Annotated in this window: 10 protein-coding genes and 1 pseudogene; 9 read left to right on the top strand and 2 right to left on the bottom strand. The window is 62.3% G+C overall.

All coding sequences use genetic code 11. From position 1 onward, the window contains the following. Positions 1-54: 54 nt before the first annotated feature. The 8 genes and pseudogenes from EJ073_RS15165 to EJ073_RS15130 all read left to right on the top strand — a co-directional run bounded on the left by EJ073_RS15165 (position 55) and on the right by EJ073_RS15130 (position 9213). Complete coding sequence (locus tag EJ073_RS15165; RefSeq protein WP_126056445.1) at positions 55-1047, top strand: glycine betaine ABC transporter substrate-binding protein; 993 nt, start codon at positions 55-57, stop codon at positions 1045-1047. Between the two features lie 148 nt (positions 1048-1195). Next, a complete protein-coding gene (locus tag EJ073_RS15160; RefSeq protein WP_126056444.1) occupies positions 1196-2083 on the top strand; it encodes a proline/glycine betaine ABC transporter permease in 888 nt (295 codons plus the stop codon). Next, positions 2076-3116: a betaine/proline/choline family ABC transporter ATP-binding protein gene (locus EJ073_RS15155; protein ID WP_245455632.1), complete on the top strand. Its 1041-nt coding sequence runs from the start codon at positions 2076-2078 to the stop codon at positions 3114-3116. Before EJ073_RS15160 ends, EJ073_RS15155 begins: the two co-directional genes overlap by 8 nt. 150 nt (positions 3117-3266) lie before the next feature. Beyond that, positions 3267-4177, top strand: a pseudogene (locus EJ073_RS15150) (dihydrodipicolinate synthase family protein). Then, on the top strand, positions 4170-5687 hold the full coding sequence (locus EJ073_RS15145; RefSeq protein WP_126056442.1) for an aldehyde dehydrogenase: 1518 nt from the start codon (positions 4170-4172) through the stop codon (positions 5685-5687). Before EJ073_RS15150 ends, EJ073_RS15145 begins: the two are co-directional and overlap by 8 nt. After that, positions 5684-7015 carry an FAD-binding oxidoreductase gene (locus EJ073_RS15140; RefSeq protein WP_126056441.1) on the top strand — a complete coding sequence of 444 codons (1332 nt, stop codon included), beginning with the start codon at positions 5684-5686 and terminating at the stop codon, positions 7013-7015. The genes EJ073_RS15145 and EJ073_RS15140 overlap by 4 nt, the downstream gene beginning before the upstream one ends. Before the next feature lie 51 nt (positions 7016-7066). Next, the gene (locus tag EJ073_RS15135; RefSeq protein WP_245455630.1) at positions 7067-8050 is read left to right on the top strand and encodes a 4-hydroxyproline epimerase; all 984 of its coding nucleotides are present in this window, start codon (positions 7067-7069) and stop codon (positions 8048-8050) included. A gap of 179 nt (positions 8051-8229) precedes the next feature. Then, positions 8230-9213 (top strand): GlxA family transcriptional regulator, encoded by a 984-nt coding sequence (locus EJ073_RS15130; RefSeq protein WP_245455628.1) that lies wholly within the window; start codon positions 8230-8232, stop codon positions 9211-9213. Positions 9214-9528: 315 nt separating this feature from the next. Here EJ073_RS15130 and EJ073_RS15125 read toward each other — a convergent pair whose 3' ends face one another. Beyond that, positions 9529-9747: a hypothetical protein gene (locus EJ073_RS15125; RefSeq protein ID WP_126056439.1), complete on the bottom strand. Its 219-nt coding sequence runs from the start codon at positions 9745-9747 to the stop codon at positions 9529-9531. A 158-nt stretch (positions 9748-9905) separates the two neighbouring features. Next, the gene (locus EJ073_RS15120) at positions 9906-10817 is read right to left on the bottom strand and encodes a LysR substrate-binding domain-containing protein (protein ID WP_126056438.1); all 912 of its coding nucleotides are present in this window, start codon (positions 10815-10817) and stop codon (positions 9906-9908) included. A 327-nt stretch (positions 10818-11144) separates the two neighbouring features. On the opposite strand from EJ073_RS15120, the gene EJ073_RS15115 reads away from it, so the two are divergent. Continuing rightward, entirely contained in the window at positions 11145-11912 is a 768-nt protein-coding gene (locus EJ073_RS15115; protein WP_126056437.1) for an SDR family NAD(P)-dependent oxidoreductase, read from the top strand. Positions 11913-11915 lie beyond the last annotated feature (3 nt).

Genomic DNA, 11915 nt, shown 5'->3' with positions numbered 1-11915 from the left:
CGTGGGTTCGGTGTCGGTCTGTCAATAAGCCACGCGAAGAATGAGGAGAACAAAATGAGACAACTACTATTTCCTGCCGTTGCCCTCGGAGCGCTGCTTACCGCAGGTGCCGCACAGGCGGCTTGCGGCGACGTTACATTGGCGGTCTTCAGCTGGCAGTCGGCCGAGGCGATGTCCAATGTCGACCAGTTCATCCTGAAGAACGGCTACGGCTGCAACGCCACGACGGTTGCGGGCGACACCGTGCCGACGATCACCGCGATGATCGAGAAGGGCCAGCCGGACATTTCTTCGGAATCGACGCCAAGCCTGCTCGGTGACGTCTATATCAAGGGCGCCGCCGAGGGGCGGATCAGCCAGATCGGCACGGCGATCAGCGACGGGCAGGTTTCCGGCTGGTACATTCCCCAATATGTCGCGGATGCGCATCCCGATATCAAGACCGTCGACGACGCCATGAAGCATCCGGAGCTGTTCCCGGCTCCGGAAGACCCCTCGAAAGGCGGCGTTATCCAGGGCCCGCAGGGTTGGGGCGACACGGTCGTGACGGCGCAGCTCTACAAGGCCATTGAGGGTGACAAGAAGGGCTTCGAGTTGGTCCCCACCGGCTCGGCGGCAGCGCTCGATGGCGTCATCTCCAAAGCCTATGAACAGAAGCAGGGATTCCTCGCGCAATATTGGGCACCGACATCCCTTCTGGTGAAGTATCCGATGGTGCGCCTCGAAATGGCTCATGACGATGCCGAGTGGGCGCGTTGCACGTCAAAGCAGGACTGTCCGGATCCGAAGCCGAACTACTGGAAACAGGCTGAGATGGTGACGCTGGCCAGCAGCAAGTTCACCCAGCGTGACGACGTCGGCCCGGTCAAGGACTACCTCGCCAAGCGCAGCTGGACCCAGGCTGAAGTCGGCAAGGTGATGCTGTGGATGACCGACAACCAGGCCAATGGCGAGGACGGCGCCAAGTGGTTCATCAAGAACATGCCGGAAGTCTGGACCAAGTGGGTCCCGGCTGACGTCGCCGAAAAGGTCAAAGCCGCGCTCTAAATCGGGCAATCGGGCGGGTGGAGGCTTTGAGCGTATTCAAGGCCTCCACCTAGGCGGCTCGGTCCGCCGGCGTAGCCTTTGTTCCCTGCTCTCGGCCTATGGCCGGCAATGTGTCCCCAATGGCGCAATCACAATAGGGCATCGCGATATGGATTGGCTTTTCAGATTCCCTCAACTCGACCCTGAATTCCTGCTTGCGGTGAAGCGGTCTATCGACGGCGCCCTGAAGGCGCTGACGCGCGGCTACGGTCAGGCGATCGAAGACTTCTTCTATCCGCTGCTGCGCGTTCTCGTCTTCTTCGAAAGCACCATCTCGAACGCGCCCTGGCCGCTGGTCGTGCTCGCCCTGGCGGTCATCGCCTGGTTTGCGGCACGGCGCTGGGCTGTGGTTGCCGCCGTTGTCGGCACGCTCATCGCCATCGGCCTCCTTGGCCTGTGGCAGGACGCGATGAAGACGATCTCGCTTGTCTTCACCGCGACGATCTTCGCCATCGCCATCGGCATTCCGCTCGGCATCCTGATGAACCGCTACAAGCGCGTCGGCGCGGTCATGCACACGGTGCTCGACGTCATGCAGACGATGCCGCCCTTCGTCTATCTCATTCCGGTCGTCATGCTGCTCGGCATTGGCCGGGTGCCGGGCTTCATCGCGGTGGTGATCTATGCCATCCCGCCGATCATCCGCCTCACCGACCTCGGCATCCGCCTGGTCGACAAGGAGGTGCTGGAGGCCGCCGACGCCTATGGCTGCTCGCGCTCGCAAAAGCTCTGGAAGGTACAGATCCCGCTCGCCATGCCGACCATCATGGCCGGCATCAACCAGACCATCATGATGGCGCTCGGCATGGTGGTCATCGCCTCGATGATCGGCGTGCAGGGGCTCGGCCTCAACGTTCTCCAGGCCATCGCCAACCAGTACTTCACGCAAGGCATCTTCAACGGCTTTGCCATTGTCGGCATCGCGATCATTTTCGACCGCATCAGCCAGGCCTATGGCCACCGGCTGCAGAAGCATCGGGGTGCAGCTCATGACTAGCAACAACGCCTCAATCGAAATCCGTGACCTGTACAAGATCTTCGGCAAATCTCCGGAGAAATACGTCGATGCGGTCCGCAACGGTCTGTCGAAGACCGAACTCGGCAGGACGCATGGCCACATTCTGGGGCTGAACAAGATCAACATCTCCATGCCGGCGGGCAAGGTCCAGGTCGTCATGGGGCTATCGGGCTCAGGCAAGTCGACGCTGATCCGCCACATCAACCGGCTGATCGAGCCGACATCTGGCTCGATCATGATCGACGGGCGCGACGTTCTGGAAATGTCGGAGCTGGAGCTGCGCGAGTTCCGCCGCAACCACACCGCGATGGTGTTCCAGAGATTTGGACTGCTGCCGCACCGGTCCGTCATCGACAACGTCACGTTCGGACTGGAGGTGCGTGGTGTCGAGGCGGCGAAGAGCCGTGACATCGGCATGCGCTGGATCGAGCGCGTCGGCCTCGCCGGCTTTGAGCAGCGCTATCCGGACGAACTGTCCGGCGGCATGCAGCAGCGCGTCGGGCTTGCCCGCGCACTCAGCAACAATGCCTCGATCCTGTTGATGGACGAGGCCTATTCGGCTCTCGATCCACTGATCCGGACCGACATGCAGACCATGCTGCTCGATCTGCAGACCGAACTGAAGAAGACCATCGTCTTCATCACCCATGATCTCGATGAGGCGCTGCGGCTCGGTGACCAGATCGTCATCTTGCGCGACGGTTCGATCATCCAGCAGGGCAACAGCCAGGACATCCTCTTGCGCCCTGCCGACGACTACATCGAGCGGTTCGTCAAGGACGTCAATCGCGGCCGCTTCATCAAGGTCGACGCTGTCATGGAGCCGCCGCCGCAATCCGAGAGCAGACCGCTGCCGAAGCTGAAGTCCGGCTTGACGCTCGAGATCGCCGCCAAGGAACTAACCAACTCTTCCTATGACGCGGCCTTCGTCACCGCAGACAGCGGCCAGCCGCTCGGGTTGATTTCCCTGCGGCAGATCACGGCGGCTCTATCATCCGGGTCGGCCGCGTGAAGATACGCAATTAGCGTCCTCCGGACGCTGATGAACGTTCCGAACGGGATAAGCGCTCCGGGGCTTGCCGGGGCGCTTTGACAAGAAAGCTCGCAGAAGGGCCGAATGACGCATTGGCCGAAACCGCCATTCCATTGACGGAGAACTATCTTGAAATTCGAAGGCATCTACACACCGGCGATCACGCCGCTCGGCCCCGATGGGCGGATCGATAACGCCGCGTTCGCGGACGTTCTGGAGTCACTTATTGAAGCCAAAGTGCACGGCATCATCATTGGCGGATCGACCGGCGAATACTACGCCCAGAGCACCCAGGAACGCTTCGCTCTCGGCGCCTACGCCAAGAAGGTGATTGGCACCCGCATCCCCTCATCATCGGCACGGGTGCTATCAGGACCGAAGACTCGGTCGAATACGCCAAGGCGGCGAAAGAGATCGGCGCCGACGCGATCCTCGTATCGTCGCCGCCCTACGCCTTGCCGACGGAGCGCGAGAATTCGGTTCATGCCCTCACTGTGGACCGCGCCGCGAACCTCCCGATCATGCTCTACAACTACCCGGCGCGCATGGGTGTCATGATGGGGGAGGAGTATTTCTCCCGCATCGGAAAATCCCGGAATGTCGTCGCCATCAAGGAGAGCTCCGGCGACATGGGCAATCTGCATCGGCTGGCCCGCAAGTTCCCGCACATCTCGCTGTCCTGCGGCTGGGACGACCAGGCCCTCGAATTCTTCGCTTGGGGCGCCAGGAGCTGGGTCTGTGCCGGCTCGAACTTTCTCCCGCGCGAGCACGTCGCGCTCTACGAGGCGTGCGTGCTCGAGAAGAATTTCGACAAGGGCCGCGCGATCATGACCGCGATGCTGCCGCTGATGGATTTCCTCGAATGTGGAAAATTCGTCCAATCGATCAAGCATGGATGTGAGCTGATCGGCCTGAAGGCAGGTGGCGTTCGTGCGCCGCTGCGGCCTCTCAACTCAGAAGAAAAGCGAACCCTGCAGACTGTCGTCGCCACCTTGAAGCGCACGGTCGCCCAGATCACTTCAGGAGCAAACCATGCATGAGCCTTTGACCGCCGCCGAATACAGGGCGCTCGCCGCGGAGATCCAATTCCCGACCAACGCCTTTGTTGATGGGGCATTCCGTCCGGCGAATTCCGGCAAGACATTCAAGACGACAAATCCGGCTACCGGCGAGACGCTTGCCGAGATCGCCGCCTGCGATTCAACCGATGTCGATTTCGCCGTGGCCAAGGCCAGGGAAGCCTTCGATGACGGCCGCTGGCAGCACCTCTCGCCCGCGGAGCGCAAGGCCGTCCTCCTCAGATTCGCCAAGCTCTTGGAGCGCAACCGCCACGAGCTTGCGGTCATGGAGAGCCTCGACAGCGGCAAGCCGATTCGCGAATGCCAGACCGTCGACGTGCCGGATACGATCCATACCCTGCGCTGGCACGCCGAGCTCATCGACAAGCTCTACGACAACACGGCGCCTGTCGGCTCGAAGGCGCTGACCATGGTCGTGCGCGAACCGGTCGGCGTGGTCGGCTGCGTCCTGCCGTGGAACTTTCCGCTGCTGATGCTGGCCTGGAAGATCGGGCCGGCGCTGGCCGCCGGGTGCTCGGTGGTCGTGAAGCCCGCCCAGGAGACAACACTGACGACGCTTCGTGTCGCCGAGCTGGCCCACGAGGCCGGTATTCCGGCCGGTGTCTTCAATGTCGTGCCTGGCGGCGGCAAGGATGTCGGCGAACCGATCGGCATGCACATGGGCGTCGACATGGTGGCCTTCACCGGATCGACGCCGACCGGGCGCCGCTTCCTGCGCTACGCGGCGGACTCCAATCTTAAGCGCGTCGTGCTGGAATGCGGCGGCAAGAACCCGGCGGTGGTTCTCGACGATGCCGAGGATCTCGACCTGGTCGCCGAGCAGGTTGTCAACGGAGCCTTCTGGAACATGGGCGAGAATTGCTCGGCCACGTCGCGGCTTATCGTCCAGGCCAGCATCAAGGACGAATTGCTGCAGCGGATCGGCGCCTATATGCGCGAGTGGAAGACCGGCGATCCGCTCGACCCGGAAAACCGCATCGGCGCACTGGTCAGCAAGAGCCATTTCGAAAAGGTGAAATCCTTTCTCGCCGATGCAAAGACCGAAAAGCTCACGGTCGCCCACGGCGGCGGCACGCAGAAAGGCATCTATGTCGAGCCGACGGTCTTTGACGGTGTCACCCCTTCGAGCCGGCTGTTCCAGGAAGAGATTTTTGGTCCGGTCCTCTCGGTCACGACATTCAATTCGCTGGCTGAGGCGATCGCGCTTGCCAACGACACCAACTACGGCCTGACCGCGTCCGTCTATACGGGGAGCCTGCGCAAGGCGATCAAGCTTTCGCGCGAAATCCGCGCCGGTGTTGTCACCGTCAACTGCTTCGGTGAAGGCGATGCGACCACTCCGTTCGGCGGCTACAAGGAGTCCGGCTTCGGCGGGCGCGACAAGTCGGTCTTCGCGCATGACAACTACTGCGAGTTGAAGACGGTCTGGATCGACGTCTCGGATCGTTCGGTCGACGAGACCGTAAGATGAGTGACCTTGTGGTCAAGCGTCTCCCGGCGGAATCCGGAACCTCGGGCTGGGAGGCGATCAGCAAGCGATCCTTCCCGGTCCGCGCGCTTGAAGGCGACGTTTCGGCCGACTGGCTGATCATCGGCGGCGGCTTCGCCGGCCTCTCGGCGGCGCGGCGCCTCGCCCAGCTTCGACCCGGAGACAAGATCGTCCTCTTGGAAGCAGCAGAAATCGCCAAGGGTCCGGCGGGCCGCAACTCGGGCTACATGATCGACGTCCCGCACAATCTGTCGTCGGGCGAATACTCCGTTGCCGGTGAAGCCGAAACCAGGGCCGAGATCGCCCAGAACCGTTTCGCGATTTCCTTCGCCGCTGACGCGGCGGCGGAATACGGCATGGCCGCGCGCACCTTCGATCCGTCGGGCAAGATCAATGCCGCGGCGACGGGGCGCGGCATGACGCTCAATGCCAACTATGGTCGCTCGCTAAAGACCATCGGCGAGGAGCACCGCTTCCTCGATGCCGTGGAGATGCGGGAGTTGACCGGCTCGTCTTACTATTTGGGCGGCCTCTATACGCCGGGCACCGTGATGATCCAGCCCGCCGACTATATTCGCGGGTTCGCTGCGGGCCTGGCCTCCAAAGTCGACATGTTCGAGCGCTCGCCGGTGCTGAAACTCGAACGCCTCGGCAGGACCTGGAAAGCGTTCTCGCGCAATGGGACCGTTACCGCTCCAAAGGTGATCCTGGGCGTCAACGGCCACATCGACGACTTCGGCTACTTCCGCGGCCGCCTGATGCATATCTTCACCTATGCGTCGATGACCGCCCCCTTCACATCGAAATCGACGGGCAAGGACAGGTGGGCCTTGCTTCCGGCCGACCCGATGGGCGCAACGGTCAGGAAGATTTCCAGCGATGGATCTTCGCGCATCGTAATCAGAACCCGGTTTACCTATGACTGGGCCGTTCAAGTCAGCGAAAAGCGTCTAGCCGGTATCGCCGCCGAGCAGCGGGCTTCGCTGGATGCGAGGTTTCCGGACCTTAAGGACGTGCCGTTCGAATACGTCTGGGCCGGTCGGCTTTGCCTCAGCCGCAACCATGTCCCGGCCTTCGGCGAGATCGAAGAGGGCCTCTATTCGGCATGCTGCGAGAACGGTCTTGGGACCGTCAAAAGCACGCTCGCGGGCGTCATGGCCGCCGATCTGGCGACCGGTGCCCGCTCCGAGATGCTCGACAAATTCTCGGATCAGCCACAACCGGCAAGGCTGCCGCCCGAGCCGCTGGCGTGGCTCGGCGTGAACGCCGTGATCCGTTTGCAGGAATTGCGTGCTGGCCGCGAAGGATGAGCCCTGGCCGCGCAATGTGAAAGTTGAGCCGGTACGGCAAAGAGAGAGATCATGCGCCGCAGCTTCTTCTGCATCGATTCCCATACGTGCGGCAATCCGGTTCGGCTCGTTGCAGGGGGTGGCCCCTTGCTGCCCCACGCCCCGATCGCCGAGAGGCGTGAACTCTTCATGCGCGATCATGACTGGATCCGGCAGGCACTGATGTTCGAACCGCGTGGACACGACATCATGTCGGCGCGATCATCTACCCGGCATATCGCGAGGACTGCGATTTCGCCGTCATCTTCATCGAGGTCAGCGGCTGCCTGCCGATGTGCCCGGACGGTGACGGCGGCAATCGAGGAAGGCCTGGTGACGCCCCGGGTCCCGGACAGGCTTTCCATCGAGACGCCCGCGGGACGGGTTGACATCCGGTACGAAAAGCCGGGCGAATTCGTTGACTCCGTCCTTATGTTCAACGTCGCCAGTTACCTGCATGCCGCGGATGTCGCCGTCGATGTCCCTGGCCTCGGCCGGCTCGTCGTCGACATCGCCTATGGCGGCAACTTCTACGCTGTCGTTGAGCCGCAAGAGTCGTGGCGGGGCATCGACGGCCTGTCGGCCAGCGACATCGTGGGTCTCAGCCGCAGTCTTCGCGAGGCCCTCGAACCAGTCTGCGATCCGGTTCATCCCGACGATGAAAGGATCCGCGGCGTGCACCACGCCATCTGGTGCGACAAGCCGTCAACCAGAAATGCCGACGGCCGCGGCGCGGTGTTCTATGGCGACAAGGCGATCGACCGTTCGCCGGGCGGCACTGGCACCTCGGCACGCATGGCGCAACTCCATGGCAAGGGCCGGCTGAAGGTCGGTGACATTTTCCGCCAGGAAAGCCTGATCGGCACGGTGTTCGAAGGCCGCGTCGAGGCGGAGACCGACATCGGTCCTTTCAAGGGGATCACGCCAAGCGTCGGCGGCTGGGCCCGCATCATCGGTCACAACACGATATTCGTCGATGACCGCGATCCCCTGGCCCATGGATTCCAGATTGCGTAGAGGCCGCTCGCTTCAGCCTGAGGTCGTCATGTCGTTCATGGAGCATCAGTGCGACTATTCCGCCGGCATCATGGCCACAATTTTGCCGGTAGGATAGCAGCGCGGGCGACGAGCCTCGAAGCCGCAAGTGGCCGAAGCGAAGGAAACGATCGATGAAATCCGCAAGCGGAATTGCCGAGATGAACCGACTGAAAATCGGTTTTGTGCTCGCGCGTTCGTTCACCCTTTCAGCCTTCGCCTTGTTCGTCGATACGCTGCGTCTGGCCAGCGACGAGGCGGACCGGTCGGGCCGCATCTTTGCCGATTGGCAGGTTCTGGCCAGCACTCGGCATCTGATCACCTCCAGCTGCGGCGTGCAGGTCGCGCCGACATCGGATCTTGTGGACCCCAGTCTGTTCGACTATATCGTCGTCGTCGGCGGGCTGTTGAACACCGAGTTCCCGGTCGACGACGAGACGGTCCGCTATCTCAAGAAGGCAGCCGCCAGCAAAGTGCCATTGATCGGCGTCTGCACGGGGACCTTCGTGCTTGCGGACGCCGGCCTGATGAAGTTCCATCGGACCTGCGTCAGCTGGCTGCACTACCAGGCATTCCGTCAGCGCTTCCCGGATCACGAAGTCAGGTCGGACCGCATCTTCAACCTCGATCGGACGAGGGGATCGTGCGCCGGCGGCAGCAGTGCCGCGGACATGGCAGCATCGATCGTGAGGCGTCATATCAGCGAACGCGCCGAAAGAAATGCGCTCGAGGTCCTGCAGATCGACAAGGCGCGCCCGGCCTTGCACATCCAGCCGCGCCGACCGCTCTCGATCGAATGCAACGATCCGCGGCTTCAGGCGGCGCTGATTGCGATGGAAAACCATATCGAGAATACAATCTCGATATCCGAGATCGCGGCATCGGTTGGATTGTCGCGAAGGCAGCTGGAACGCTTGTTCATGGAGAAGACGAAAACCTCCCCGGCGCTCGTCTACAAGAAGGTGCGCCTCGAGCGGGCAAAGCAGCTTCTACTCGAGACCAGCGTGCCGATGCTCGACATCGCCATCGAAGTCGGCTTCGAGAACGCGTCGCATTTCTCCAGGGTTTTCCGGGAGACATTTGGAATGCCGCCGAGCAAACTGCGATCGGCGGTTGCCGGCGGCACGAGCCTTGTCGATAGATAGACTCAATACCACCAGGCGCAGCAGTGCGGCGATTGACAGGCTTCAGGTCACATATTGCTGCACGGTCGGATCGGCGGTCGTGGCCTGAACGGAAGAGGCTGGCGCCGGAGAGGAATGTCGGCGAGCGATGACCGGATGGGTTTGACGGCAGCAGTGGGTTGAGCGGCGGCGGCTACACGCCTAGCGAGCAGCCCCGCCGACATTGCGGCGAGCTTGGATGCAATACTCAACGACGGTTCCTCCCAGGAGAACACCAGCACATCCTAATCTAGCACACGCGCCGCCGCGCTCGCAGTTACATTTGCTAATATCCGATCAACCGGTGCGAAGTCTTCTGGCGGACTCGATCTTCTTCAGCCGTGCCTTGGCCTCGCTCACGCGCCGCTGCGCACCTCTGATCCTGCAGCACAGGGCCAAATTGACAGCGACGTTGCCGTCCCCCTCCAGCAGTTTTTCAGCCCGTTCCAGGGCCAGTTCCGCTCGGCCGGCACGCTGCCGCGCCTTGTCCATTTCGAAGCTGTAAATTTCAACCATCTTTCCGCTCGCGTTGCGGTCCCTTCAAGATCGAAACCAGTGCCGATTGGATTGGTTCCGACACGGCGCGCAACAGCCTGTCACAATGCGGGGGCGCGGTTTGGCAGGGATCGTCTGGCTGGTCAATGGGAGATGCAGCGGCATCGCGGCGGGGAGTTCTAGCTTCCCCGCTCCTGTGCCGCTATTTCCCGAATCCAGCCGCGCAGGCTTTCGGCAGCGGGGGAAAGCATGCGGTTGTCATTCCAGGTGAGGTAGTAGCCGCCCGGCGCCGGCAGCTCCAGATCCGTCAGCCTGACCAGCTTGCCTTCGTCGATCTGCGCCTCGACCAGGCGGTGCCAGCCAACGGCAACGCCCTGGTCGGCCTGGGCGGCCTGCAGCGCCACGAAGAACTTGCCGAAGCGCCGACCTCTGGTCGAACCGTGCGGCACGCCTGCGCGCCGCAAAACCTCGTCCCAGCCGGCCCAGTCGGGATCAACCCAATCAACATGCAGCAGCGGCAGGTCAGCCAGCGATTGCGCGGTTGCATCGCGGTGCCTGCTCGCAAAGCCAGGCCCGCAAACGGGGTAGATGGTCTCGTCGAAAAGCAGCTCGGCATTCTCGTCCGGCCACGATCCAAATCCGTAGCGAATGCGCAATTCGACTTCGGCGCGGCGGTAGTCGCGAGGATCGTCGGAGATCAGGTGGTCGACGGAAATATCCGGGTGCCGCGTCCAGAAGTCCGGCATGCGCGGGATCAGCCACATCGATGCGAGGGCATCCGAGCAGGCCAAAGTAACGTTCCTCGAACGATCGCCGCGCTTCACATTTCGGACGATGTCGGCGGCTCGCGAGAAGCCGCTGGCGAGCACGCCGTAAAGGTCCTCGCCCGCGCTTGTCAGCGCCACGCCGGTCCCCAGCCGGGTAAAGAGCGGCACTCCGAGCTCGTCCTCGATCGCTTTGATCTGCCGGCTGACGGCGCCTGGAGTGACGTTCAGTTCCGCCGCCGCCAGCTTGAACGACAGGTGCCGGGCGGACGCCTCGAAAACCGCCAAGGCGGTCAAGGACGGCAGATCGTAGTAGCGGCGAACCATCTCAAGCTCCCAACAGTTCAATGATCGCGCGGCGCGACAGCTTGAGCAAGAGAGGCCAATCTGTCCGAAAGCCGTTTTTCGAGCGATGCGATAGCCCGCGTTTCGGCAGACTATGGCCGCGATCCCAACCCTTCGCGGCGGATCATAGGAGAATCCGACGAACCAACCCGTCGCGATCCCCGACGCCTTCCAATCAGCGTCCGACGCCGCTGTCGACCGCCGCGTAACTCAACAAGGAGGTGAGACTTTTGCAGGCTTGCGCCGCTGGCGTTCGGCGGTGGTTCGGAGAATATGAGCCGAATTCTCCCTCAAAATATGGCTCGAGCGATGACGGATACTGAGAAGAAGACGGTGGTGATAACAGGCGCGGCCGGGGGCATCGGCCAAGTGCTCTCCAGGCAGTTCATTGCCAACGGCTATCGTGTGGTCGCCGGCGACGCCGACCAGGCGGGGCTGGACAAGCTCGCCGCCGAGCTCAACCGAAGTGAGCAGAAGGTCTGGAGCAAGGCCGGCGATCTTCGCGACAAGGCCTATTGCGAGGATTTGATCGAATACGCCATCCAGGCCACAGGGCGTCTGGACGTGCTCATCAACAATGCCGGCATCATCACCCGCGGGAACATCCTCGAGACGACCGACGACGACTGGGAGCGGACGTTCGACATCAATCTGAAGTCGATCTTCTACACCTGCCGGCGCGCCATTCGTCATATGAAGGGTCATGGCGGCGGCGCGATCGTGAACATCGCATCCTGCTGGGGACTTTATCCCGGGCCCGGCCACGCGGCCTACTGCACCAGCAAAGCGGCCGTGGCGGCGTTCTCCAAATGTCTTGGCCGCGATCATGCCGGCGATGGGATACGGGTCAATGCGGTGTGCCCGAACGAGGTCAACACGCCGATGCTGCGCACCGGCTTCGCCAAGCGCGGTTTCAATCCCGACACCGCCATAGCGGAGCTCAACAGCACGGTGCCGCTCGGCCGGATCGCCGAGCCGGAAGACATAGCCGAGGTGGTCTACTTTCTGAGTTCCGACGCCGCCCGCTACATTGCCGGCACGACGGTCGAAGTGAACGGCGCAAAGCCGGTCTATTGAGGA

This window comes from Mesorhizobium sp. M4B.F.Ca.ET.058.02.1.1 (assembly GCF_003952505.1).
GTDB lineage: Bacteria > Pseudomonadota > Alphaproteobacteria > Rhizobiales > Rhizobiaceae > Mesorhizobium.
Note: the sequence above shows the minus strand (reverse complement) of the source record. Positions and strands in the feature narration are given on the sequence as shown.